General features: G+C 75.3%; 23 protein-coding genes. 6 read left to right on the forward strand and 17 right to left on the reverse strand.

Features of this window, described 5'->3' with window-relative positions:
* Nucleotides 1–3: 3 nt before the first annotated feature.
* The 15 genes from ABZ806_RS03590 to ABZ806_RS03660 form a co-directional block, all read right to left on the reverse strand.
* Nucleotides 4–747: a maleate cis-trans isomerase family protein gene (locus tag ABZ806_RS03590; protein ID WP_500215058.1), complete on the reverse strand. Its 744-nt coding sequence runs from the start codon at nucleotides 745–747 to the stop codon at nucleotides 4–6.
* Nucleotides 744–1,367: a hypothetical protein gene (locus ABZ806_RS03595; protein WP_500215059.1), complete on the reverse strand. Its 624-nt coding sequence runs from the start codon at nucleotides 1,365–1,367 to the stop codon at nucleotides 744–746. Before ABZ806_RS03595 ends, ABZ806_RS03590 begins: the two co-directional genes overlap by 4 nt.
* Nucleotides 1,364–2,158, reverse strand: coding sequence for an SDR family oxidoreductase (locus ABZ806_RS03600; RefSeq protein ID WP_500215060.1), 795 nt, complete (start codon nucleotides 2,156–2,158; stop codon nucleotides 1,364–1,366). Before ABZ806_RS03600 ends, ABZ806_RS03595 begins: the two co-directional genes overlap by 4 nt.
* The gene (locus ABZ806_RS03605; RefSeq protein ID WP_500215061.1) at nucleotides 2,155–3,102 is read right to left on the reverse strand and encodes a hypothetical protein; all 948 of its coding nucleotides are present in this window, start codon (nucleotides 3,100–3,102) and stop codon (nucleotides 2,155–2,157) included. Before ABZ806_RS03605 ends, ABZ806_RS03600 begins: the two co-directional genes overlap by 4 nt.
* Entirely contained in the window at nucleotides 3,095–3,844 is a 750-nt protein-coding gene (locus ABZ806_RS03610) for a hypothetical protein (protein WP_500215062.1), read from the reverse strand. Before ABZ806_RS03610 ends, ABZ806_RS03605 begins: the two co-directional genes overlap by 8 nt.
* Entirely contained in the window at nucleotides 3,841–4,992 is a 1,152-nt protein-coding gene (locus ABZ806_RS03615; protein WP_500215063.1) for an aromatic ring-hydroxylating dioxygenase subunit alpha, read from the reverse strand. Before ABZ806_RS03615 ends, ABZ806_RS03610 begins: the two co-directional genes overlap by 4 nt.
* Before the next feature lie 9 nt (nucleotides 4,993–5,001).
* Nucleotides 5,002–5,931, reverse strand: coding sequence for an alpha/beta hydrolase family protein (locus tag ABZ806_RS03620; RefSeq protein WP_500215064.1), 930 nt, complete (start codon nucleotides 5,929–5,931; stop codon nucleotides 5,002–5,004).
* 8 nt (nucleotides 5,932–5,939) lie between these two features.
* Nucleotides 5,940–6,743: an oxidoreductase gene (locus ABZ806_RS03625; RefSeq protein WP_500215065.1), complete on the reverse strand. Its 804-nt coding sequence runs from the start codon at nucleotides 6,741–6,743 to the stop codon at nucleotides 5,940–5,942.
* Entirely contained in the window at nucleotides 6,740–8,374 is a 1,635-nt protein-coding gene (locus ABZ806_RS03630) for a nitrilase-related carbon-nitrogen hydrolase (protein WP_500215066.1), read from the reverse strand. The genes ABZ806_RS03625 and ABZ806_RS03630 overlap by 4 nt, the downstream gene beginning before the upstream one ends.
* Before the next feature lie 136 nt (nucleotides 8,375–8,510).
* Entirely contained in the window at nucleotides 8,511–9,491 is a 981-nt protein-coding gene (locus ABZ806_RS03635) for an alpha/beta fold hydrolase (RefSeq protein ID WP_500215067.1), read from the reverse strand.
* Nucleotides 9,492–9,614: 123 nt separating this feature from the next.
* A complete protein-coding gene (locus ABZ806_RS03640) occupies nucleotides 9,615–11,066 on the reverse strand; it encodes an aldehyde dehydrogenase family protein (RefSeq protein ID WP_500215068.1) in 1,452 nt (483 codons plus the stop codon).
* Nucleotides 11,066–12,202: an FAD-dependent oxidoreductase gene (locus tag ABZ806_RS03645; protein ID WP_500215069.1), complete on the reverse strand. Its 1,137-nt coding sequence runs from the start codon at nucleotides 12,200–12,202 to the stop codon at nucleotides 11,066–11,068. Before ABZ806_RS03645 ends, ABZ806_RS03640 begins: the two co-directional genes overlap by 1 nt.
* On the reverse strand, nucleotides 12,202–13,653 hold the full coding sequence (locus ABZ806_RS03650) for an aldehyde dehydrogenase family protein (protein WP_500215071.1): 1,452 nt from the start codon (nucleotides 13,651–13,653) through the stop codon (nucleotides 12,202–12,204). Before ABZ806_RS03650 ends, ABZ806_RS03645 begins: the two co-directional genes overlap by 1 nt.
* Nucleotides 13,650–14,933 (reverse strand): acyl-CoA dehydrogenase family protein, encoded by a 1,284-nt coding sequence (locus tag ABZ806_RS03655; protein WP_500215072.1) that lies wholly within the window; start codon nucleotides 14,931–14,933, stop codon nucleotides 13,650–13,652. Before ABZ806_RS03655 ends, ABZ806_RS03650 begins: the two co-directional genes overlap by 4 nt.
* A gap of 21 nt (nucleotides 14,934–14,954) precedes the next feature.
* Nucleotides 14,955–16,190 carry a flavin reductase gene (locus ABZ806_RS03660; RefSeq protein WP_500215073.1) on the reverse strand — a complete coding sequence of 412 codons (1,236 nt, stop codon included), beginning with the start codon at nucleotides 16,188–16,190 and terminating at the stop codon, nucleotides 14,955–14,957.
* Between the two features lie 160 nt (nucleotides 16,191–16,350).
* Between ABZ806_RS03660 and ABZ806_RS03665 the strand changes: the two genes are divergently transcribed.
* Nucleotides 16,351–17,172, forward strand: a complete 822-nt coding sequence (locus tag ABZ806_RS03665) for an IclR family transcriptional regulator (RefSeq protein WP_500215074.1) — start codon at nucleotides 16,351–16,353, stop codon at nucleotides 17,170–17,172.
* Between the two features lie 63 nt (nucleotides 17,173–17,235).
* On the opposite strand, the gene ABZ806_RS03670 is transcribed toward ABZ806_RS03665, so the two are convergent.
* Nucleotides 17,236–17,943, reverse strand: a complete 708-nt coding sequence (locus ABZ806_RS03670) for a hypothetical protein (RefSeq protein WP_500215075.1) — start codon at nucleotides 17,941–17,943, stop codon at nucleotides 17,236–17,238.
* A 57-nt stretch (nucleotides 17,944–18,000) separates the two neighbouring features.
* Nucleotides 18,001–18,669 (reverse strand): class E sortase, encoded by a 669-nt coding sequence (locus tag ABZ806_RS03675; RefSeq protein WP_500215076.1) that lies wholly within the window; start codon nucleotides 18,667–18,669, stop codon nucleotides 18,001–18,003.
* Between the two features lie 170 nt (nucleotides 18,670–18,839).
* Here ABZ806_RS03675 and ABZ806_RS03680 point away from each other — a divergent pair, with 170 nt between their 5' ends.
* Genes ABZ806_RS03680 through ABZ806_RS03700 form a run of 5 tightly spaced genes read left to right on the forward strand, consistent with a single transcriptional unit; the run spans nucleotide 18,840 to nucleotide 24,801 of the window.
* Entirely contained in the window at nucleotides 18,840–20,159 is a 1,320-nt protein-coding gene (locus tag ABZ806_RS03680) for a hypothetical protein (RefSeq protein WP_500215077.1), read from the forward strand.
* 55 nt (nucleotides 20,160–20,214) lie between these two features.
* Entirely contained in the window at nucleotides 20,215–21,246 is a 1,032-nt protein-coding gene (locus ABZ806_RS03685; RefSeq protein WP_500215078.1) for a WxL protein peptidoglycan domain-containing protein, read from the forward strand.
* Nucleotides 21,243–22,430, forward strand: coding sequence for a hypothetical protein (locus ABZ806_RS03690; RefSeq protein ID WP_500215080.1), 1,188 nt, complete (start codon nucleotides 21,243–21,245; stop codon nucleotides 22,428–22,430). The genes ABZ806_RS03685 and ABZ806_RS03690 overlap by 4 nt, the downstream gene beginning before the upstream one ends.
* On the forward strand, nucleotides 22,427–24,229 hold the full coding sequence (locus ABZ806_RS03695) for an ATP-binding cassette domain-containing protein (protein WP_500215081.1): 1,803 nt from the start codon (nucleotides 22,427–22,429) through the stop codon (nucleotides 24,227–24,229). The genes ABZ806_RS03690 and ABZ806_RS03695 overlap by 4 nt, the downstream gene beginning before the upstream one ends.
* Entirely contained in the window at nucleotides 24,226–24,801 is a 576-nt protein-coding gene (locus ABZ806_RS03700) for a neocarzinostatin apoprotein domain-containing protein (protein ID WP_500215082.1), read from the forward strand. Before ABZ806_RS03695 ends, ABZ806_RS03700 begins: the two co-directional genes overlap by 4 nt.

Here is a 24,801-nt window from a genome sequence, read left to right on the forward strand (position 1 = left end):
GCGTCAGTGCTCGCGCAGGAGGGTGCCGGCGCCGTGGACCTTGTCGTCGATGCCGTTGTCGCGCAGGGCCATCCACCAGGTGGCGGCGTTGATGGCGATGACGGGCAGGCCGAGCCACCGTTCGGCCTCGTCGGCCGCCGCGACCATCGACAGGTTGGTGCCGCACTGGACCAGCGCGTCGACCTCGCCCGCCGCGAGCTCCCGCAGCGCCTCCCGCAGCTCCGCCTCGGCGACGTGCGCGATCGACACGGCGGTCGGGCACCGCAGCCCGATGATCTGGTCGACCTCGAAGCCGATCTCGGTGAAGAACCGGCGGACGTTGGCGTCGCCGACCGGCTGGTAGGGGGTGACGACCCCGATGCGCCGCGCGCCGAACAGCGTCAGCGCGCGCTCGCACGCCTCGGCGCCGGTCGCCACCTCCAGCCCGGTGATGTCGTGGATCTGCTTGACGAACTGCTTGTTGCCCTCCACGCCGCCCCAGAACGTCTCGGCGGACATGCCCATCACCATGTAGTCGGGCTCGCAGGTCAGCACCCGCTCGCAGGCCGCTCCGATCTCGTCGCGGATCTGCTCCAGCAGCCGCTCCATGCCCGCGTCCCCGTCCATGTTCTGGTCGCGGATGTGGATGCGGGAGAAGTGGGACGTGACGCCGGGGACGCCCATCCGGGCGAAGTCGGGTTCGACGATCGTGTTCGTGGACGGCGCGATCACACCGAACTTGCGCCGCCAGCCGAGTGCGTCCGTCATGCCGCCGCCCTTTCCGCCTCGGGTTCCCGGGTCGCCGCTCTGGCGAGCCGCCAGGCGGCGTACGCGAAGGCCGCCTGGGCGAAGGTGTTGCAGGACTGCTCCACCCACTGCAGGGGGATGGACTGCTCGGCCCGCGCCGCCATCGGGCCGAGCAGGTACTGCCCGGCCATCCAGAGGCCGAACAGCGACGCGGTGGTCCGGTCGCCGGCCCGCACCGCCTCCCGCAGCAGCAGGGCGCCGGCGCCGGTCACCGCGATGATCGTCCACACCATCGCGGGCCAGGTGTCGCGCAGCGCGGCCGAGGCCGCGAGCGCCGCCGCGAGCGGCACGGCGAGCGCGGCCGGATGGCCGGAGTGGCGCAGTTCCCGCGCCAGCGCGAACACCAGCAGCGTGAAGCCGGCCGCCAGCAGCGGGAACAGCGCCTCGTGCAGCCACTGCAGGTCGGGGCCGTCCAGGGCGACGATGAGCTTCCAGGTCGCCTTGGCGAAGCCGCCCGCCACGACCAGGACGGCCGCGAGCGGGACCAGCCGGTGCTTGTGCCGGAGCATCGCCACGCCGGCCGCGGTCAGCGCCACCGGGACGAAGTCCTCGACGGCCAGCGCGATGGGGTAGTCGGTCATGCCGCATCGTCCGCCCGGTCGCCGAACAGGTCGCGCTTGCGGACGGTGCCGAGCAGGAACCGCCCCATGATCTTGGGGGTGGTGAGCCAGGCGACCGTGCCGCCGTTCTTCGTCCCGGCCAGGACCCGGTCGGCCAGCCAGGGCGTCACCGTCTCCACCCGGTCGGCGAGGATGTTGAAGACCTTCTTCGCCTTCGCCAGCTCCTCGGGCGAGTAGTCCTTGAGCAGGAGGTCGGTGACGACCATGCCGGGGGACAGGTGCGCCACCTTCACCGGGCCGTCCGCGACCTCCTTGGCCAGGCCGGTGGTGAGGTAGTCGGCGCCCCGCTTGGTCGCCCCATAGCCGATCAGGCCGGGGACGGTGCGGCCGTCGCTGCCGAGCCCGGCCATGTTCCACACGGTGCCGCCGCCCTGCCCGGCCATGCCGCGCACCGCGACGGCGCTGCCGTGCATGACGCCGAGCAGGTTGGCCGACACGACCGCTTCGAGCTCCCGCGGCGGGAGTTCGGTGAGCGGCCGGCGGGCGGTGGAGACGCCCGCGTTGTTGATCCAGTGGTCGATCCGCCCGAACGCGGCGGCCGCCGTGTCCCACAGCGCCTGCACCTGGTCGCGGTCGGCCATGTCGCAGACGGCTCCGACCGCGGCGTCGCCGAGTTCGGCGAGCGCCTTGTCGACCGACTCCCGGGAGCGGCCGCAGATCGCGACCCGGACGTCGCGGGCGAGGAACTCCCGCGCGAGCCCGAGGCCGATCCCGCGCGTCCCGCCGGTGACGACGACGGCCTGCCCGGTCACGCGGCCTCCCAGGTCAGCACGCCGTGCAGGACGCTGGTCAGGACGTTGCCCTTGAACAGCTCGTAGGCGACGGTGAGCGTCCGCCCGGCGGACATCCCCGGCCTGGCGTCGATCATGAATTCGCGGCCCTTCAGTTTCCAGACGTCGCCGAAGTGGACGACCGGGTAGTCGGCCCGCCCGAACGCCTGGGCGTTGCCCCACGCGTCGGGGCCCTCGAAGAAGGAGCGGAACCCGTCCCGCCTGACCTCGACCGTGTAGGCGCGATCGAGGGCGCCGGTCCAGGTGACGTGCCGCCGGGTGCGCAGCAGGTCGATGGGCTCCAGCTCGATGGAGACGGTGACCTCGCCGGCCGGCTTCTGGTCGGCGCCCCACAGCTCGCACGTGCCGCTGTAGGCGCCGCGCTGCTTGGTGGGCAGGATGTAGGGGATCGGACCGTGCCGCGTCTCGTCCGCCAGGAACCCGTCGATCGCCGCCCGCGTGTCGGCGTTGGTGTCGTAGTCGGTGGAGCGCTTGTAGACGCCGTTGAAGCACCCGACGAGCGCCCACCCCTGGTAGAGGGTGGACGAGTACACCTGCGTCTCGCCGTCGGGCAGGACGTGGTTCCAGGTGTTGAGGTCGACCTGCCAGCCGGGCCCGTAGTAGTGCGCGTCGACGAACCCTCCGTACGGCTGCCCGGTGCCGTGGAAGTCGGGCCCGGTGTAGACGCGGTCGCTGTCGGAGTCGACGACGCCGAACGCGAACGGCGCGCCCAGCCGGAACCGTCCCGCCAGGGGGCCGCCGCCCTCCAGGCCGCCGTCCATGTAGTAGGTGGTGGTGCCGTCCTCGAAGACCGACGACCGGCGGATGTCCTCGAACCCCTGCCAGGTGCCGGTCGCGTCGAACAGCGACGGGCGCCCGTGCCACTCGCCCTGGATGCGGTTCTGCCACTCGCTCGGCTCAGGCATCGGCGGTACCCCCGTCCGGCAGGTCGTTGCTCAGCAGCTCGCCGCGCAGCTCCTCGGCCTGCTCGTCACCGACGAGGCGGGCGACGTTCGCCCACACCGGGTCGACCTCGGGGCTGAACAGGGCCGCGCGGTTGCGGGCGTCGCGGTCGGCCAGCCCGGCGGCGCCGGTCGCGCCGCCGAGCACGTCGTCGGGGACGCCCTTCACCAGCAGGTCGCGCCAGTGCTCGAAGTACCGGTCGAGGTAGGCGCCGATCTCGCGGAAGTGCTCCTCGTCCGCCCGGTTGACGAGCATCCAGGGCGACATCATCGCGTGCTGGCGCGGCCCGATCGCGGCGGTGGACGGCCCGAACCGCTCCTTGACCTCGTCGAACACCGGCGTCAGCGGCTGGAACACCGCGTTGAGGTACGCCAGGTTCGCGCCGAGGTCGGCGCGCGGCACGAGGTCGATGTGGTAGGCGAGGTAGCCGCCCGCCTTGACCGAGTCGAGGGTGAAGTGGGGGACGGCGGAGTCGGCGGCGGTGAACGCGAAGACCATGTGGCTGTCCATGCCGATCTGGTCGACAGTCAGCCCGATGCAGACGACCTTGGCGATCCGCTCGCCGCGCAGGACGCGCAGCGTGCCGACTGGCTCGGGGGACATCGGGCTCACGAGGTCCTTCTCCCGGACCGTCGTCAGCTCCTCGATGTCGGCCAGCGCGGCCAGGGTCCGGTCGCTGAGCGCCTTGGGCGCGGACGCGCTCACTCGCTCACTCCTTCCGTGCTCTTCTCGGTGATGTCGCCGGCCGGGGCGCCCCCGCGGGCGCGGTGCTGCCACGCGCGGGCCAGCTCCGGGTTCTCCCGGCGGGCCGGGGACGGGATGACGGTGGCGCTGCCGCGCTTGCCGTTGACGGTCATCTGGTCGTCGTCGCCGACCCACCAGCCGTCCGCCATCAGCTGCTGCCGGCGGCGGCGGTAGGCGACCTGGAGCGCGTCGCTGCGCAGGTGCAGCTCGTCGGGCAGGTCGTAGGGCAGCAGTTCGGGGCGCTGGCTCTCCACCACCGGCTTGTCCTGCAGCAGGATGCTGCGGATCCGCTTGCGGGCGTCGCGGTCCGCCCACTTGCCGGTGAAGAAGTTCCGGTAGCCGACGATCTTGACGAGGGTGCGGTTCCGGTCGAGGGGGATGTTGTGGTCGTAGAGCACCATGTCCCCGAACGGCAGCCGGACGTGCAGCTTCACGATGTTGGGCAGGTACCAGCCGTTGGTGGTCAGCACCTCCTCCGGCGTCCCCTTGTACATCCGCTTCCACAGGCCCTTCGCGGGCGGCGGGCTGAGGCTGATGTCGGCGACCGCCGACCAGTCGTCCTGGACGATCGTGTAGTCGGGGATCTCCGGCTTGTCCGGGTTGCCGAACCGGGTGCCGTGCACGAACGGGGTGTGCGAGGCGTCCACGACGTTCTCGAACGTCCGCTCGTAGTTCGCCTCGATGACCATCTCGACGTACACCGTGGCGAAGGCGGGGTCGTCGTGCTCGGGGAAGTGCGGGATGGGCGGGCGCTCGTCCTCCGGCAGGTCGCCGAGGAACGCCCAGATCAGCCCGTACTCCTCCCGGATGGGATAGGAGTCGACGCGGGCCTTCTTCGGGATGCCGCGCCCCGGCGGGTTCGCCGGGATCTTGCTGCACGCGCCGTCCGGCTCGTACTCCCAGCCGTGGTAGGGGCAGGCGATCGTGTCGCCGACGAGCGTGCCGGCCGACAGCGCGGCGCCGCGGTGCACGCACAGGTCCGACAGGCAGACCACGGCGCCGTCGCGTTTGCGGTAGAGGACGAAGTCCTGGCCGAGGCAGGTCACCCGGCGCGGGGCGCGGGTCACCTCGTGCGCGAACTCGACCGCGTACCAGAAGTTCTTGAGCATGGGGGGCTCCTATCGGCGCCGGATGTCGATGAGCGCCGGGTCGGCGGACGGCGCCGCGCCCTCCCCGCGCACGTGGGCTCGCAGGAACGCGGCGGCCAGGCCGGTGAAGGCGCGGCGGGAGGCGGCCGGGTCGGTCCCGGGCCGCCGGTCGAGGAAGGCGCGGGCCGCGGTCGGGTCGACCGGGTCGGCGACCGCGAAGTGGTTGGCGCCGCGCACGACGGCGAGCAGGTCGCGCGGGTCGCCGAGCGCCTCGTCGAAGGTGCGCGCGACCGGGTCGGACGGGCCGTCCTGCCCGTACCGGTCCGAGCTGCCCAGGATCACGCCGTCCTCGGTGCCGACGCCGAGCAGCACCGGGCACTCGACCTGCGCGGGCAGCACCGTGCCGGCGGGCCAGCCCAGCATGGTGGCGACCATGGTGTGCGTCCCGTAGGCGAAGCAGGCCCGCACATTGGGGACGAACCGGGCCGACTGGAGTACGACCGTGCCGCCCGCCGAGTGCCCGCCGAGCGCGACCCGGTCCAGGTCGAGCACGTCCTTGAGCAGGCCGATGCCGCTCAGCGCGTCCAGCACGGCGGGGATGGCGGGGCAGGTCGGGCGGGTGCCGTAGGCGTCGGGGCGGGCCGCGTCCAGGTCGACGCCCGGCGTGAGCCCGTACTGGCCGCCGAACAGCTCCGCCACCCGGTCGAACGTCGCGACGACGAACCCCGCGGCGGCGATGCCGGTCGCCAGCTCCCGGTAGACCGCCTGCTCGACGTTCACGCCGGAGCAGAACACGACCACCGGGTAGGGGGCGTCCCGCGGGTCCGGCGGGATCACCCCGGACAGCCGCTCGGCGTCGGTCCCCTCGGCGCGGGCCGGGTAGTAGACCTTCAGGTGCGCGGTGCCGAACGGCGCCGGGCCGCCGGTGTCCGCCGACCACCACAGGGACCGCACGCTCATGGGGGCGCTCACGGCCGGGGCAGCTCTCGGTCGCCGCCCCACAGCGCGCGGACGAGCCGGTCGGTCGTCTCCTGGCCGAAGTACCGGACGCCCATCACGTTCGCGGGGTCGCGTTCGGCGATGTTGCGCCGCGTCGCCAGGTCGGTGGCGGCGAGCGCGGCCCGCTCCTGCGCCGGCACCGGCTCAGCCTCGTCGACCCAGCCGAGCCAGCGGTCGACGTGCTGGTTCAGCAGCCGCTCCACGAGGTCGACGTTCTCGTCCTCGCGGGGGAAGGAGTGGCAGTGCGCGGTGGGCGACAGGCTCGCCCGGATGAACCCGGCGCGGCTGGTGAACCACTCCAGCTGCGGGTTCTCCTCCCGGACCGCCAGCCAGTCCGCGTTGAGCGGCTCGTAGTAGGCGTCGTAGTACGCGCCGTCGGCGAGGAGGTTCGTGCGCGGGACGGAGTCGACGTAGAACCAGCCCTCCGGCCAGACCAGGAGCGCGATGCCGAGGTGCGGCACCCGGATGTGCGGGCCGAGCCACACCGTCAGGTGCAGGTTGGCGAAGCCCGCGGCCGGGTTGCCGAGCCACGAGTGGACCATCCAGTCGATCTCCGGCCCGCTGTAGGCGGCCAGCCGCCCGCCGGGGCTCTCCGGCGGGTTCCCGTAGGACTCCAGGGCTTCGCTGGACGGGTCGCGCGTCACCTCGAACCGGGCGTCGATCTTCGCCTTGAGCCCGTTCAGGATCGTCCCGAACCGCTCGAAGGTCTCGGTCACGTCGGTGACGGGGGACTCGTCCACCATCTGCTCGACGTGCTGCAGGGTCTCCTTCAACTGGGTGCTCCGCTCGGTGCGTCGTCGGCCAGCGCGGTGACCGCGTGCGCGGGGCGCCCGCCGACCAGGTCGGTGTTCTTGGAGACGAGCCGGTTGACGGCCTGGGCGGGATGAACGTCCGCCACGGTGACCGGCCCGCCGGCGCGGGTGACGAGGGGATGGCTGATGCGGCCCTCGAACGGGCCCTGCCAGGCCGTCCACAGGGTGAAGTCGGCGGGGAGCGCGAGGATCAGCCCGCCGTCCGGCCCGGAGGCGACGATGTTCAGCCGGTTCTCGGCGGCCCGCTCGGGCAGGCCGAGGGCGGTCTCCCAGTCCTGCGCCGGGGTGAAGGGCACCGCGACGGCGTCGGCGTCGGCGACGGCGGCCAGCCGGAAGACCTCGGGGTAGAGGGCGTCGTCGCCGGCGACGAGCGCGAGCCGGCCCCAGGGGAGGGTGAAGACCTCGAGCCGCTCGCCGTACTCGGTGGCCCAGGCCGCGTGCCGCGCACTGGCGTGCAGCTGCGGCTGGGTTCCGGCGAGGCCGCCGGCGTTCACCAGGTAGGCGGCGTGCGCGGAGCCCGCGCGGACGGTGGTCACCGCGTGCGCCGTCGTGCCCTGGAGCGCGGCGGCCAGTTCCGCGGCGGCCTCGCGGGGGTCGGCTCCGGCGCCGAACGCCAGCTCCGGCAGGACGATCAGCTCGGCGCCCGCCTGCGCGGCGGCCCGGACGAGCCCGGGGGAGCGGACCACGGCCGCGGCCAGTTTCTCGTCGCCGGGCGGCGCCTCGCGGGGGCGCGGCGGCCGGACGATCGGCGTGTACAGCCGCGGCCGGCGGGAGGCGAAGAGGTCGGTCCCGTCCGGGCGGGTCTTGTCGTCGGCGAGCGAGGGGTCGATGTCGGCGATGACGACGGCCTCGCCGGTGCGCGGCCCCTTCGCCACGACGGTCCCGTCCGGGGCGACGATCTGGCTCTCGCCGGCGCCGTCCAGCAGCTCCGGCGGCACCCCGAGCCGTTCAGCGATCGCGGGCAGCAGGGCGGCGGGCAGCAGCGGGCCGACCTTGTTGGCCGCCACCACCCACACCTTGTTCTCGGCCGCGCGGACGGGGATGTGCAGGCTCGCCTCGTCGGTGGCGAACGAGTTGAGGCTGTTGAGCAGCACCTGCGCGCCGCGCACCGCCAGGTCGCGGGGGACGTCGCTGGTGACGCCCTCCATGCACGCGTACATGCCGAGGCGGCCGTGCGGGGTCGCGACGACGGGCCCGGCGGCGGTGCCGGGGTCGAGGTGGTCGCCCTCGGCGCCCATCAGCGTCAGCTTGTCGGACCGGCCGAGCAGTGCGCCGTCCGGGCCGTAGAGGAGGCTGCTGACGGTGATCCGGCCGCCGGGGGCGGCCAGCGTGACGTTGATCTTGATGTGCGCGCGGTGCGCGGCGGCCCGCTCGGCGACCGCGGTGAGGAACGGCCCGTCCGGGGCGCAGGCGTGCCGTTCGGCGGCCGCCCGGTCCTCGTACCAGGACAGGCGGTTGCAGAACTCCGGCAGAACGATGATGCTCGCACCCTGGGCGGACGCCCGGTCCACCATGCGCAGGCAGGTGGCGAGGTTGCCGGGCACATCGAGGTCGGCCGCGAACTGGACTGCGGCGACTCGGACCGGACCCATCGGGCCTCCCGGTTCCCGTAGCGAAACGCTGTTTCCAAAATCTTACAAGTGCGGCCGTCCGGCCGCCAGAGCGGGCACGAAGAAACTTCACGTCGGCCGGGCCCCGCCCGCCGGTCAGGCGGGCGGGGGGGGACGGTCAGGAGGCGCCGGACAGGGTCTCGATCCGGCCGGTGGACAGCTGGCTCTGGTAGTAGGTGCCGCCGGGCAGGTACGCGGCGGTCTGCGTGCCGTTGAAGGCGTCCTTCGCCCACGCGACCGCGAACGTCTGGAGGGTCGCGACGTTCTCGGCCTTCGGGGTGCCGCAGGCGAGGGTTCCGACGCCGTCGGTGCTGGCGCCCTCGGCGTCGGTGTGCGCGCCGGTGGTCAGCCGGACGCCGACGAACGGCGCGTGCACGTCCTCCTGCACCAGGTCGGTGCCGCTGCCGCTGTTGTTGCAGAGGCCGTCCGGGCCGGAGATCGTGCGGATCATGCGGCCGGTCCCGTCCACCGCGTTCAGCCCGGTGGCGAGGTTGTCGCCGATGAACGACTTCACCGGGTCCAGCAGCACCAGCCCGCGGACCCTGGCCCAGCCCGCCGCGCTGTCGGTGCGCAGCCGCCCGGCGACGTAACTGACGGCCTCGCCGCCGGCCGAGTGCCCGGAGAAGACGACGGAGTTCGGCAGCGTGAGCCCGGTGCGCCCGGCCTCGGCCTTGGCCTTGGTGAAGCTGCGGCCGAGCTTGTCGGACGGGTCGCCCATCTTGGCGAAGAGGTCGGCGACGTTGCCGAGGAAGTCGGTGTTGTTGCCGATGTTCTGCAGCGTGCAGCCGAAGATGTTCGCGGTCGGCAGGGTCGGGGCGAACACCAGGTAGCCGGCGTTCGCGTACTTGGACGCGAGGTCCGCGACATGGTCGTTGGCGCGGGCGAAGCCGTGCTGCAGCCACACCAGGCCCTGCGGGGTGCCGGACGGGAAGTACCAGTCGGCGCTCTGGTGCAGGGTCGTGAACGCGCAGCGGATGTCGACCGTGGTCTGGATGCGGGTGGACGCGGCGCTGGCGGGGGAGAGGGGGCCGATGAGCGTGAGGGCGAGTGCGGCGCCGGTGGCCCCGGTCAGGGAACGGACGGCACGGACGGTGCGCATGCTGCCTCCGAAGGCGGCGTCTGTTTCGCTGTGAGAAACAGAGTTTCCAATATGGCACTCCTATTAAGCACGCTGCGGGAGGGGAGGGCAATGGCCCCGGCGCGGCGATTGCGTAACGGGCGCTCAACCCGGGTAGGCCGCCGCGCCCATGCCGCCGCCGCCCGCGCGGAACGCGGCGGGCGCGTGGACCACGCACGTCTGCGCGTACTCCAGCAGGCCCTCGACGCCGTACTCGCGGCCGTGCCCGCTGCGCTTCACCCCGCCGAACGGGGCCCGCAGGGCCATCCCGGTGCGGTTGTGGGTGTTCACGAACGTGAAGCCGGCCTCGAAGCGGCGGGCGAACGCGAACGCGCGGTCCTCGTCGGCGGACCAGACCGAGGCGCCGAGTCCGAGGTCGCCGGCGTTGGCGCGGGCGGCCACCTCGTCCTCGTCGTCGTAGGCCAGCAGCGGCACCACCGGGCCGAACTGCTCCGCGGCCACGATCGGCGCGTCGTCGGACACGTCCAGGACCAGCGCCGGGCGGACGAAGTGGCCGCGCGCCGGGTCGGCCCGGACCTCGCCCAGCTCGACGGCGGTGCCGCCGCGCCGCACCGAGTCGGCGACGAGGCCGCGGACCCGGCCGGCGGCGTCCGCCGAGATGACCGGGCCGACCGTGGTCCCCTCCGCCAGGGGATCGCCGAGCACCAGGACGCGCTCGGCCGCCGCCAGGTAGGCGTCCCGGATCTCGGCGAGCCGGGACCGCGGCGCGTACACCCGCTTGGCGGCCATGCACACCTGGCCGGCGGTCGCGAACGACGCCATGACGAGGCGGTCCATCGCCTCGCCGGTGAGGTCCGCGTCGTCCAGCAGGACGACCGGGTCGTTGCCGCCCAGCTCCAGCAGGACGGGGGTGAGCGCCTCGGCGGCGGCCGCCCCGATCGCGCGGCCCGCCTCGCTCCCGCCGGTGAACGCGACGCGGTGCACGCGGGGATGGGCGACGAGCGCCCGGCCCGGCGCGGCGCCGCCGTGCACCACCCGGACGAGCCCGGCCGGGAACGCCTCCAGGACCCGGGTGACCGTCAGCGGCGCCAGCGGCGACGGCTTGACCACCACCGCGTTGCCGGCCGCGAGCGCCGGCCCCACCTTCAGCAGGGCGAGGATGACCGGCGCGTTCCACGGCGTGACCGCCGCGACCACCCCGTACGGGCGCTGCCGCAGGACGAGCCGCCCGGCCGCGTCGTCGGTCTCCCGGTCGGCGAGCGCCGCCGGCGCCCGCTCGGCGAGCCAGCGCAGGTAGGCGGCGGCGAACCGCAGCTCCCCGGCGCAGTCGGCGAGCGGCTTGCCGGACTCGCGGGCGAGTAGTTCGGCCGCCCCGGGCAGTGCGTCGACGGCGCCGGCGGCCGCGCGCAGGACGTCCGCCCGCTCGGCGGCGGGCACCGCCCCCCATGCGCGCTGCTCCGCCTCCGCGCCCCGGACGGCCCGGTCGACGCCGGCCGCGTCCGCCACCGGGACCCGGCCGACGACCTCCCCCAGCCGGGCCGGGTTCTCCCGGACGATCTCTCCCGGCGGGCCGCCCGCCGCCGGGCCGCCGGGCATCAGGCGACCTCCCGCAGCGAGGCGATCATCGACGTGCGCAGCAGGTACCGCCGCGCCTCGGCCGGGTCCCCGGCGAGCGTGCGCAGCTCGTCGTGGTAGCCCGCCGGGTCGCGCATCCGCTCCCAGTTGCCGTGGGTCAGCCGCTGCACGAAGGACCGCGCCGTCTCCCGGCGCGCCGCCGCGGCGGCGTCCAGTGCCGCCTCCGGGCCGCCGTCCAGGACGTCGGCGAGCGCTCCCGCCAGCAGGACGGCGTCGTGGATCCCGCTGTTCATGCCCATCCCGCCCAGCGGGTTGTTGACGTGCGCGGCGTCCCCGGCCAGCAGCACCCGCCCGGACCGGAACGTCGCGGCGACGCGCTGGTGGACGCGGTACAGGCTGGCGTGCGCGACGTCCCACGGCACGTCGGCGACCCCGCGCAGCCGCTCGGGCAGCCGCGCCAGCTCGTGCCCGTCCGGCGTCCCCTCGGGGGTCGGGAACAGCACCCGCCAGTGGTCGGGGGTGCGCAGCAGCACCAGCCACTCGTCGGGGTCGAAGACGTAGTTCACCGCCGCGATGCCCGGCAGCAGCTTTTCGACGTCGGTCCGGGTCGAGGCGACCAGGAAGCGCTCCGGATAGGTCATGCCCTCGAACTCGACGCGCAGGGAGTGCCGGACCGCCGAACCGGCGCCGTCGGCGCCGATCAGCCAGTCGCCGCGGAAGCCGCCGGCCGCCGTCGCCACGTCCACGCCGCCCGCGTGGGGCAGCACGGACCGGACGGCGGCGCCGAACCGCACCTCGCCGCCCAGGGCGACGAGGCCGTCGCGCAGGATCGGGGTGAGCTTGCTCTGCTCGCACTGCACGCGGAACGGGTACGGCGTGTCGCCGGAGAGCACCGACAGGTCGAGTTCGGCGATGACGCCGCCGCGCCGCTCCCGGTACTGGAACGTCCGGGAGACGAGGCCGCGCTCCAGCAGCGCGTCCAGCACGCCGAGCCCGTCCAGCATCTCCAGGGACGGCGGGTGGAACGTGGAGGCGCGCGACTCGGCGGCCAGCTCCGGCTCCGCCTCCAGGACGGTGACCGGAACGCCGCGGCGCGCCAGTGTCAGCGCGGCGGTGAGCCCCACCGGGCCCGCGCCCGCGACCAGCACCCGTGCCATCACGCCTCCCGGGAGTGCAGGGCGAACCCGTTCTCCACGCCCACGACCCGCGGGTTGGTGAAGAACCGCAGCGTCTCGGCGGTGCCCTCCTCGCCCAGCCCGGACGCGCCCCAGGCGGGCCGGGGCGCGGACAGGTGCAGGCTCATCACGCTGGACCCGTTGACCTTGACCTCCCCGGCGCGGACGCGCCGGGCCACCGCCAGGGCCGCGTCCTCGTCGGTGCCGGCGACGTAGCCCTCGAGCCCGTACGCGGTGCCGTTCGCCAGCGCCACGGCCTCGTCCAGCCCGCGGTAGGTGTGGACGGTCGCGACCGGCCCGAAGATCTCTTCGGCGGCGTCGCCGGGATCCACCCCCGAGACGAGCGCGGGGGCCAGGTAGTTGCCCTCGTCCGGGACCTTGGTGGTGGACAGGACCCGGCCGCCGAGGGCGTCGCGCCGCGCGGCGACGAGGTCGCGGTGGCGGGAGTGGACCAGCGGGCCGAAGTCGGTGGCGGGGTCGAGCGGCGGGCCCGCGCGCAGCGCCGCGAGCCGGTCGCCGATCGCGTCCAGCAGCGTGTCGCGGGCGGACTCGGGCACGATGAGCCGGCCGAGCGCCCGGCACCACTGCCCGTTGAGCGTGGTGAGCAGGTCGACGGCGGCGCGCGCGGCGCGGCCGGTGTCGGCGTCCGGCATGACGACGAGGGGGTTGCTGCCGCCCAGCTCCAGCTGGACCGGCTTGATCCCGGCCGCGCAGGCCGCGGCGACCGACCGGCCGCCCGCCGCGCCGCCGGTGAACGACACCGCCCGGATCCGGGGGTCGCCGGTCAGCCGCGCGCCGGTGGCGCCGTCGCCGTGGACGAGCTGGAACACCCCGCCGGGGACGTCCCGCCCGGCGAGGACGCCCGCGACGACCTCCGCGAACCGCTGGCTCCCCTGCGGCGCGTACTCGCTGGGCTTGAGGATCGCGGGGCATCCGGCCGCCAGCGCGTTGGCCACCTTGTGCGCGGCCATCGGGGCGGGAGCGTTCCACGGGACCAGGCACAGCGCGGGACCCCACGGCAGCCGCCGCACCTCGACCGCCCGGCCGTCCTCGCGGGTGAACGCGGAGTCCAGTCCGCCGCCGCGCAGCTGCTCGGCGGCCAGCCGGAACGACCCGGACACGATCATGCCGAGCGGGACCGCCTGCCGGATGGGCACGCCGGTGGCCGCCGCCTCCAGGGCCGCGATCTCCGCGGTCACCGGTTCGAGCGCGGCGGCGACCGCGTCCAGCAGGTCCGCGCGCTCGGCGGCCGGGCGCGCCGCCCAGCCGTCCGCCGCCGCCTCGGCCGCGGCGAGCGCCCGCTCCAGCCGCGCCGGGCCGGTGACGCCGGCCGGGCCGAGCCGCGCGCCGGTCGCCGGGTCCTCCAGGACGGGGCCGGCGGCGGGCGCCCCGGCCCAGTCCCCGTCGACGAGGTCGCGGTGCGCAGCGGTCACTTCGGGACGCTCGCGAACAACTCGTTCTCCTTGCTCTCGGTGAGGATCTGCGCGGCCTCCAGCCTGCCGCGCTCCGCCGGGAACGTCATGACCAGCCCCATCGCGAGGTCGCGCAGGGTCCGGCCGATGACGCCGTCCATCGTGGCGGCGGAGGTGCCGCACGCCTTGAACGCGCCGAGCGCGACCTGGAAGCACGCCTCGGTGATGTCGCCCTTGGCGACGCGCCACTGCCGGAACACCTCGGTCTTCGGCAGCAGCGGCGGCTCGGAGGTCTCCAGCTCCAGCTGCCGGCGGATCCACAGGTAGGCCGTCTCCAGCCGCTCGGTCATCCCGCCGATGATCACCTGGTGCATCGGCGAGGACGCGATCGGCCGGCCGGAGTCGGCGAAGCTCTTGCGGGTCAGCCGCTCCAGCGCGAAGTCGTAGACGTTCTGCGTCGCGCCGAGGTAGCAGGCCGCGATGGCGAGCTGGTTGCCGACGAAGCTGCCCCGGCTCATCCGCAGCATCCGCACGAACGCGCCGGGGACGGTGAGGGCCTCCTCGGCCGGGATGAACACGTCGGTGAGCGTCACCCCGTGGTTGTTGGACGCCCGCATGCCGAGCCCGTTCCACGGGTCGCGGGACACGACGCCGGGCGCCTCGCGCGGCACCAGGAACAGCGCGAGCCCGTCGGCGTCGGTGGTGCCCTCCAGCCGGGCCGTCACCAGGTAGGTGTCGGCGACGCCGGTGGCGCAGCCGAACGACTTCACCCCGTTGAGGAGCCAGCCGCCCTCCGCCGGGGACGCGGTCGTGGCGATCGCGATGTTGGCGCTGGACGACTTCACCTCCTCGCTGGCGAAGTTGGCCATCCACGTCCCGGCGGCCATCCGGTTCAGCACCTTCTCGGCGAACGCCCGCACGGGCTTGCATTCCTCGTCGCCGGTGAACAGGCCGGCCTCGACCGCCTCCAGGGGCAGCAGGCCGCGCGAGGCGCTGGTGTTGTGGAAGAAGTACGCCAGCGCGGTGGACGGGCAGGCCGTGCCCATCGCGTAGGTGGCGGCGGCCAGGTCGCGCAGCCCGCCGCCGAGCCCGCCGTACTCGGCGGGCACGACCAGGCCGAGCAGCCCGGCGTCGCGCAGCAGCGCGACGTGGCCCGCCGGGAACTCGGCCGCGGCGTCGGCGGCCGCGGCCGCCTCGCGCAACCGCGGCAGCACCGCCTCCACGCGCTCGGCCCGGTCGCGTTCGGCCGGAGTCATGGACTCGACGAGCCGTTCGCCGGTCAGCGTCGTCGGGTGGGTCATCGGCTGGTTCCCTTCAGCTGGTCAGGACGCCGCCCGGTAGGTGCGGCCGGGAAGGGCCGACCCCCAGACGGCCTCCAGGTCTGCGGCGGCGGCCACGAGGGCGGCCCGGTCGATCGGGGTGGCGACGCCGAGGCGGGCGGCGAGGAACAGCACGTCCTCCGCGCACAGGCCGCCGTCGACGCCGCCGAGCGTCGTGTCGAAGCTGCGCACGCCGCTCTTCATCGCGGTCAGCGCGTTCGCGAGGCCGAGCCCGTAGGCCTCGCGCAGCCGCACCCGGACGGGCACGGGACGGGCCCGGGCCACCGCCTCCTGCAGCAGGTTCCGGACGTGCAGCGGGGACGCCGCCTCCGGCCCCTCGTCGAGCGCGATCTCGGCGCATCCGGCGGCGACCATGCGGTCCACGGAGTCCAGGACCTCCGCCTGCCGCGCCGGGGCGAAGACGTCGCCGACCCGGCCGACGACGGTGAGGCCGCGGGCGCGCGCCGCCTCGATCAGGCGGGCGGCCCCCGGCCCGTCGGCGACCTCGGCGGTGACGCCGGACCCGCTCGGCACCTCCGCGAGGCACGCCGCGTGCTCGACGAGCATCGACCACGGCGCCCCGGGTGCGGGCCCCGGCGGGCAGGGCGTGCGGACCCGGACGCCGGCGGCCCGGACGGACTCCAGCAGCCGGGCGACCCCGTCCCCGGTGACCCGGGCGGGCGCGCTGCCGGACGCGCTGAGCCTGCGGTGCAGCGCGGCGGCGAGCCCGGTGTCGGCGATCGTCACCTCGTCCGGCAGCGGGTCGGCGAGCTGGCCCCAGGCACGGGAGTGGAACAGCAGCGGCGCGGTGCGGCGCGGGGTCCGCGCCGTGAGCACCTCGCCCACGAAGATGGTGTGGTCGCCGCCGGGATAGGCGTGCGCGACCCGGCAGTCCAGCCAGGCGAGCGCCTCGCCGAGCACGGGCGCGCCGGTGGGCGCGGCGGACCAGGAGCCGCGGGCGAACCGGTCGCCGGGCTCGCGGCCCGCGAACCGGTGCCCGATGGCGGCCTGGTCCTTGGCGAGGAAGCTCACCGCGAACACGCCGCTGCGCTCGACGAGCGCGTGCGTGTAGATGTCCCGCGCCAGGCACACCATGACCAGCGGCGGATCGAGGCTGACACTGCCGAACGAGCCGGCCGTCATGCCGTGCCAGCCGCCCTCGGCGACGGTGGTGACCACCACGACGCCGGTCGGCCACTGGCTGAGCACCGCGCGGAAGGTCTGTGCGTCGACCGTCACGGCATCGCGCTCCTTTGTTTCGCTTCAGGAAACACTGTCCCGCCCACGGTAACGATCGTGCCGAGCGGGTGTCAACGGCGGATCCGGTGACGACTGTTTCGCCAAGGGAAACGCGATGGCCTACACTTCCCCCGAAACCGTCCCGTCGGAAGGAACCGCCGTGTCGCGTCGTGCGACCACCCCGAGCGTCCCCGCGCCCGCCGCCGAGGACGGCGAGGGCCAGAGCCGGTCCATCGCCGCCGTCGAGCGCGCGATGGACGTCCTGCTGCTGTTCGGCCGCAGCGGCCGGCCCGACCTCGGGGTGACCGAGATCGCCACCGAGCTCGGGCTGACCAAGGCGGCCGTGCACCGCATCCTGACCGCGCTGCGCAGCCGCGACCTGATCACCGTCGACCCGGTGACCCGCCGGTACGCGCTCGGGCACGCCGCGATCGCGCTCGGCCGGGCCTACCTCGCCCGGATGGACCTGCGCGCGATGGCCGCGCCCGAGCTGCGCCGCCTCGCCCAGCAGGTGGGGGAGACCGCCACCCTGTCGATCCGGCGCGGCGACACCCGGCTCTACGTCGACCAGGTCGTCCCGCCGCACGAGCTGCGGGTGGAGGTCAGCCTCGGCATCCCGTACCCGCTGCACGCGGGCAGCTCGTCCAAGGTGATCCTGGCCTTCCAGGACGAGGCCGAGATCGGCGGCCTGCTCGCCCGGCACGGCCTGGAGGCCCTGACCGAGCGCACCATCGTGGACGCGGAGCGGCTGCGCAAGGAGCTGGCGGCGATCCGCAAGCGGGGCTACGCCTCGTCCCAGGGCGAGCGGCAGGAGGGGACGGCCTCGATCGCCGCGCCGATCTTCGACCACGACGGCCGGGTGATCGCGGCGCTCAGCGTCGCGGGCCCGCTGACCCGGTTCAAGCCGCGGATGGCCGAGTGCGCGCCGCCGCTGATCGAGTCCGCGGCGCGCATCTCCGGCCAGCTCGGCCACGGCCGCTGAGGGCGGGGCTCCTGCGGGCGGGGCCGCCGGCCCGGCCCGGGCGGTGGGCATCCCGGCCCCGGCTCACAGGTCGGCGCCGGGTTTGAGGACGCCGAGCGCCGCGGCGCCGAGGACGGCCGCCCAGATGCCGAACACATACGGCAGGCAGCCGTCCACCGAGCGCCGCAGCGTCCGCTCGATCGCCGGGGTGGAGCCGCCGCCCATCAGGGCCCCGAACGCGGGCCCGAACGGGCGCAGCGTGACCCGGATGCCGAGCCCGCACGCGATGGCGAGGGTGTAGAGGGCCACCTTGCCGCCGAGCCAGCGCGGCTCGGTGGTGACGCCGAACGGGCGGTCGGCGAGCAGCGTGTAGGCGGCCACCGCGGCGAGCGCGATGATCAGCCCGATCCGGACCGCCCAGTCGGCGCGGCGCACCCAGGGGAAGCGGCCGTGCGTGCGGTGGTCGGCGATCGTGGCGGCGAGCCAGCCGGCGGCGAACAGCCACACGACGATGACCTGCCACCAGCCGAGGGCGGGCGCGCCGAACAGCTCGGCGCCGTGCGGGTCCAGCGCCATGAGCGTCACCCCGCTCGGCAGGAACAGCACCAGGCAGATCTTCGGGCCGAGGTCGAGCCCGCTCATCACGCTCAGCGCCGTGGCGCGCGCGGCCGGGGACAGGTCCGGCTTGAGGACGTACCGGCTGGAGTAGAAGACCCCGAGGTCGCCGCCCAGCCAGAACACGAAGAGCACCAGGTGCAGCAGAATCCACCAGCCGTGCGGGTGTGCTCCCACGCCGTCCTCCCAACTTTGGAAACTTTGTTTCGCTGTGGGGAACCGTAACACGGGACCTCAGGCGCCGGCGGCGCGCGTCCGGCGGCCGGCCAGCTCGGCGAAGACGACCAGCCGGTAGGCGGCGGAGAACTTCGGGTGGCAGGTCGTGAGCGTGAGCATCGCCTCGCGCGGCCGGCGGCCCGCCTTCCCCGGCACCGGCGCGGTCACGTCGGTGCGGCTCGGCCGCACGACGATCTTGTCCGTCACCCGGTAGACGAAGGTCGTGGCGGCCGTGTCGATGAGGATCTCGTCGCCGCGCGCCAGCTCGCCGTTGCGGTTGAACGGGGCACCGTAGGTGGTGCGGTGCCCGGCGATCGCCATGTTGCCGATCTCGCCGGGCCCGGCCGACCCCGGATAGTGCCCCGGGCCCTTGCGCAGGTCGGCGACCCCCACGCCCTCCACCACCGTGTACCGGTAGGACGGCCCGAACTTCGGCACCCGCAGCCGCACGTAGGCCCCGCCCTCGGCGGGAGCGGGGACGGCCGCCGCGACCCGCCGCTGCGGCCCGGCCGCCGCGAGCCTGCGGGCCCGCGCGGAGTTCCACTGCTGCTCGAGGTCGTCGTGCAGGTCGCCCTGCTGGCGGTGGGTGTACTCGCCGGTGCCCCAGGACAGGTACGCGACGAACATGGCGAGGACGAGTCCGGCGGTCATCGACAGCTCGGCCAGGGTCCGCAGCAGCATGCGCATGAGCAGGAACGGTAACCCTTTCGGGTGGAAACGGCGATCCCCACAGTGAAACGATTGGGTCTCCAGTGCCGTCCGCCCCTTGACATCGCCGGTTCGTAGCGGTTTCGCTATCCGCACGTTGCGAAACTCTGTTTCCTTGTGAGAAACAGAGGAGAGGATCGGCGACACAGATGAGACGCACACGCACCATCCTGCGGGGCGCCGCCGCGGCCGTCACCGCGGCGGGCGCCGTCGCGGTGCCGGTGGCCGCCGCCGGCCCCGCGCTCGCGGGAACCGGCCAGGTCCCCTACCAGTGCAAGATCTTCAGCACGGTGTTCGACTACGACGCCACCGTGACCGTATCCGCCCCCGCGTCCGCCGAGGTGGGCGACGAGGTCACGGTCGAGGCCGACTTCTCGGACCTGCCCGGGGTCGCGCCGCTGCCCGTCAACTCCTGGACCACCTCCGGCACCCTCGCCGTCTCCGGCGCGCAGTCCGGATCGGTGCCGATCCAGGCGCCGACGATCACCCAGACGATCCCCGCGTACGGTGCGCTGCCGATCGGCAAGGTCTCCGGCAAGCTGACGCTGAGCACCGCCGGGTCCGTGCAGCTCGCCCCCGGCGCGCTGACGATCGTCGCCGAGGCCGGTGCCCAGGCCACCATCACCTGCACCCTCAAGGACGCCGCCGCCGACCTCGCGACGATCGACGTGGGGGCGGGCGGGCCCGGAGCGTCGGTCAGCCCCTCGACCGTCGTCCAGGGCGGCTCCATCGCCGTCACCGGGACCGGCTGGGAGCCCGGCGCGGTCCAGCTGGCGCTGTGCGACGCCAACGGCGCGGCGTGCGACCCGGACGACCTGACCGGGGCGACGGCCTCCGCCGACGCCGCCGGCAAGCTCACCGCCTCGGCGACCGTCGCCGAGGACGCCGCCCCCGGTGCCCGCACCGTCGTGCTCACCCAGGGCGCGGTGAGCAAGAGCGTCGCGGTGACCGTCACCGAGAAGACGCCGCCGCCCACCGGCGCCTGCGCTGACGAGCCCGTGGACCGGTGCGGCGAGCAGAAGATCAACCTGACCGTCGACGGCGGCCCGCTCACCATGTCCCGCGAGGCCGGCGAGGTCGACCTGACCCCGGTCACGCTGGACGGCACCGAGCAGACCGCCACCGGCTCGCTCCGGGAGGTCGAGGTCATCGACGCCCGCGGCGGCAGCACCGGCTGGTCCCTCACCGGCACGCTGACCGACTTCTCCGCCCCCGCCGGCACCAAGATCCCGGCGGGCAACCTGTCCTGGACGCCGGCCTGCACCGCCGGACCCGGGGCCAGCGCCGTCACGCCCGGCAGCACCGGCGCGCTCGACGCCACCACGGCGGCCACGCTGTGCAGCGCGCCCGGCGGCACCGGGCAGGTCGTCGGCGGCACCTTCACGGCCGGGGCCGGGCTGAAGCTCACCGTCCCGCCCGCGACCGGCGCCGGCCAGTACACCGCCGTCCTCACCCTCACGCTGTCCTGACCGTCCCGAGCCGCGGCCGGGCGGAGCGCTCCGCCCGGCCGCATCGAGGTGATCGATGAGCGCCCGACACCGGATCGCCGCCGCGACGGCCGCCGCGGCCCTGGCCGCGGGCACCGCCATGCCGGGCGGCGCCGCGGCGGCCGCCGAGCCCGCGCCCGCGACCGGGAACGGGGCCTGGTCGGTGGGGCCCGCCAACCGCAGCGCCGCCCTCGCCGCCCGCCCCTTCTTCGCGTTCGAGGCGCCGCCCGGGCAGACCGTCCGGGACGTCGTCCGGATCACCAACCTCACCGCCCGCCCCATCACGTTCCAGGTGTACGGGGCGGACGCCTACAACACCCCCCGCGACGCCGGGTTCGCGCTGCGCACCGCGGAGGAGAAGCCGCGGGACGTCGGCGCCTGGATCTCGCTGAAGTCCCCGACGGCGAAGATCCCCGCGCACAGCGCCAAGGAGATCCCCTTCACGTTGAAGATCCCCGACAACGCGACCCCCGGCGAGCACATCGGCGGCGTCGTCGCGCTGAACACCGCCGTCGAGAGCGTCCAGGAGGAGGGCGGCGCCCGGGTCGGGGTGCGCCGCGCCGTCGGCGCCCGCGTCTACCTGCGCGTCGCCGGGCCGCTCACCCCCGGGCTGCGCGCCACCGGGCTCGCCGTGAGCCGCAGCGACCCGGCCGTCCCGTTCGTCCAGCACGGGCGGGGGACGATCCGCTACACCGTCGTCAACACCGGCAACCAGCGGATCGCGCCGACCGCCCGCGTCCGCGCCACCGGCGCGTTCGGCCGCGAGATCAAGCGCTGGCCCGACCGGCGGCTGCCGGAGATCCTGCCCGGCGAGCGCACCGAGATCACGCTGCCCTGGACCGGCACCCCGGGCCTGGACGCGGTCACCGTCCGGGTGGAACTGGTCGCCGCCGGCGGCATCGACGTCCGCGCGCAGACCCGGTTCTACGCGGTGCCGTGGGTGGCGCTGCTCGTCTTCGCGGGCGCCGTGTTCGTGCTGTGGTCCGTGCTGCCCCGGCTGATCCGCCGCTGGCGGGACCGCGCCGGGCTCACCAAGCCCGCCCCCGACGAGACGGGGGTGTTCCTGTGAGACTCCGACCGATCGCCGCCCTGCTAGCCGCCGGCGCCGCCCTGTCGCTCCAGCCCCTACCCGCACAGGCCGTGCCGGCACAGGCGGTGCCCGTGCAGCCCGTGCCGGCACAGGCCGTGCCCGTGCGGGCCGCGCCGGCACAGGCCGGGTCGCCCCGGGGCGTGCCGGCGCGGGCCGCGGAACCGGGTGTCAGCGTCGAGCCCGGGGTCGCCGCCGCGGGCACCAGCGCGCGGGTACGCGGTAGCGGGTGGACGCCCGGCGCGACCGTGCAGGTCCAGGTGTGCGGTGCCGAGGCGGTGCACGGCTCGGCCGACTGCGACACCGCGCGCGGCGTCACCGCGATGGTCGCGCCGGCCGGGACGTTCGAGGCGGGCCTGACCGTCGGCGCGCCGCCCGCCGCGTGCCCGTGCGTGATCCGGGTCGGCACGCTGCCGGGCGGGCCGGGCACGGCGGCCACGGTCACCGCGCCGTTCACCGTGCAAGGGCACCCCGTCGAGCGCGTCCGCCGCGACGTCGCGCCCGTCCGCGCGGACGTCGTCGGCGTGGAGGTCACCGGCGGCGGCGAGCGCGGCGAGCTGTTCGGCGGCCGGCCGCGGCGGACCCTCGTGCTGCGGATCCGCAACGCGGGCGCCGAGCCCATCGAGAACGCCCCGCTGGTGGTCGGCTGGGGCTCCGGCGACACCCCGGACAGCCCGCTGGACGCGCCGAAGACCGGCACACTGCGGCCGGGCGAGACCGCCACCTACCGCATCCCGGTGGTGCTGCCTCCGGCGGCCTTCGGCCAGTTCGTGGTGGGCGGCCGGTACGCCGGCTCCGTTCCCTTCGAGACCAGCTTCAGCACCTACCCCTGGGGCCTGCTCGGCGTGAACGCGCTGGCCGCGCTGCTCCTGCTGTTCGGGATCCGGCTGACGCTCGGCCGGTGGGCGGCCCGCCGCCGGCGCCGCCGCCGTCCGCCCGTCCCGCCCGCCTCCCCGGTGGTGGAGCCGCGCCCCGCTCGCTCGGTGGAGCTCGCGGACGTGGTCGGCTACCTCGACTCGGTGGCGCCGTCGCCGTCTGGGGCGTACGTGCTCGACCGCGACGAACTGCTCGGTTACCTGGAGCGCCGGACCGGCGAGGCCGGGGAGAGCGTCGACACCGAGGCGCTGGACCGGTTCCTCGCCCTGCCGAGGGGAGTGACCCGATGACCGCCGCGTTCCGGCGGGCCGCCCCGGCCGCCGGTGCCGCCTCGGCACCGCTCGCGGGCGGCACGGTGCTGCTTCTCGCCGACGCGCTCGGCGGTGTCGTGAAGGTCCCCGGCGACGTCGTGACCTACATGGCGCTCACCGGGCTCCTGCTCGCCTGCGCGGGCCTGCTCGCGGTGCCGCGGCTGGCCCGGCGGGTGCGCCCGCACCGGGTGGCCGCGGCCGGCGGCGCGCTCGCCGGGCTCGCCATCGCGCTCGCGGGCGCGGTTCCGGCGGTCCCGGTGTTCGCCACCGGCCTGATGGGCGCCGGCCTCCTCGCGAGCCCGCTGCTCGCCGTGCCCCGGGCGTACGCCGTCCGGTCGCCCGGCGCCCCCGCCCTGGGGCAGGCCGCCGCGCTCGCCGGGACGGCCGCGGCCGCGTGGATCGCCACGGTGTGGTCCGCCGATCCGGGGACCGCGCTGCTGGTCGCGGGCGTCGCCGCCGCGCTGCTCGCGGCCGGTGCCGGGGCGGGGTCCGGCACCGGCTCCGGCACCGCCGACCGCCCCGCGGCGGGGGGTGCTCTCCGGGACGTCCGGGCGGCGCTGCCCGTCCACCTGCTGGTCGGGTGGAGCGTCGGGGCCTCGCTCATGGGCGGGCTGCACCTGCTGACCTTCCGCTGGGACCTGGTGGGCGCCGAGCCCGTCCGGTACCTGGCGTGGTCGCTGCTTCCGGCGGTAGTGCTCGTGATCGCGGGGCGGCGGGCGGCCGACGCCGCGCGGACCGTCCCGTGGCTGCTGCTCGCCGGCGCGGCCGCGCCCCTGCTGATGGCGAGCGCGCCGGGACCCGCCGCGCTCGCCGCCGGGTTCGCGGTCGTCCTCGCCGCCGCGTGCCTGGCCACCGCCGCCCTCGACACCGCCACGCTCCGGCCGCTGCCAGAACCGCGCCTTCTGGCGGCGGCCGGCCTCACCGGCGCCGCGGCCGTGGCGGGCGGGCTCGCCGGCTTCGGCTGCGCCGCCGCCCTGCGCGGGTCGCTCGCCGAGGGCACCGCGCTGGCGCTGACGGCCCTGCCGCCACTGCTGGGCGCGCTGCTCGCGCTGCGGGTGCGCGGCCCGGAGGTCGCGAAGCCGCCCCCGTTCCTGGACGTCCGGGGCCTCACGGTGCCGCGCGGCCCGGTCCCGCTGCGCCGCGTCCGGCTCGCGGTGGCGGCGGGGGAGACGGTCGCGCTGTCCGGCAGCGGCGGGAGCGTGCTGCTGGCGGCGATCGCCGGGCACGCGCGCTGCCGCGGCGGGGTCCGGCTCGGCGGTGCCGACCTGACCGCCCTGGACGCCGGGCAGCGGATGGCGCTCGGACTCTGCCACCTCGCCGGCCCCGACCCGCGCGTGCCGGACGGACGCCCCGTCGCCGAGGGACTGGCCGGCCACGCGCGCGCCATGGGGCACGCCGACCCGCATGCCGCCGCGCGCGCCGTCCTGGACGTCTTCCCCGCGCTGCGCGGCCTCGGCGGCGCGCGGCCGGACGCGCTGACCGGCGCGCAGCGCGGCCTGCTCTCGCTGGCCGAGGCGCTGCTCACCCGGCCCCGGCTGCTGCTGGTCGACGGCATCGCCGCCGGCCCGTGCGCCGGTGCCGTGCACACCGTGCTGCGGCGGCTCGCCGCCACCGGCACCGCCGTGCTGATCGCCGGGCCCGCCGTCCCGGAGGTCCACGCGCTCGCCCGCCGCGCCTACGCCGTCGGACGCGACCGCGTCACCGAGATCCCCGTCCGCGCGCCCGCCGAGGCCCACCGGCCGGCCGCCGCCCCCAGTACCGGAGGTTCCGCCCAGTGATCGCCCTCGTGCTCGCCGCGGCGGCGCTCGCCGCCCCGGCCGCCCCCGCCCTCGCCGCCGCCCCGGCGCCCGCGCTGCGGGTCAGCCGCACCACCGACCTCGCGGAGGGGGAGGCGATCACCGTCACCGGGAGCGGGTTCCGGCCGGGCCTGAAGTCGGTCGCCGTCGGCCTGTGCCGGGAGGGCTACACCAACGGCCTCAAGGACTGCGACCTCGGTGGCGGCGCGACGTTCGTCAACATCGACGCCAAGGGAGGGCTCCCCGAAGTCAAGCTCAAGACGCGCGCCGAGTTCAGCGGTATCGACTGCATGACCCAGCAGTGCGTCATCGGCGCCGCCCCGCTTCCGGGGGCCGTGCCGAAGTCCGTCGTGGACGCCAACACGGCCGTCGTCCGCGTCGGCTTCAAGGGGTCCTCGTTCAAGGGCGGCGCCGCCGTCCGGACGTCCGCGGCGCCCGCCGCGAGCGCCGGACCCGGCACGGGCGGGCCGTCCACTCCGCTCTGGGCCGCCACCGCGGCCCTGCTCGTCCTCACCGGTGCCATCGTCACCGCCGTCCAACGCAGAAGCCGATGA

Source organism: Spirillospora sp. NPDC047418 (assembly GCF_040643275.1).
In the GTDB taxonomy this organism is placed as follows: domain Bacteria; phylum Actinomycetota; class Actinomycetes; order Streptosporangiales; family Streptosporangiaceae; genus Spirillospora.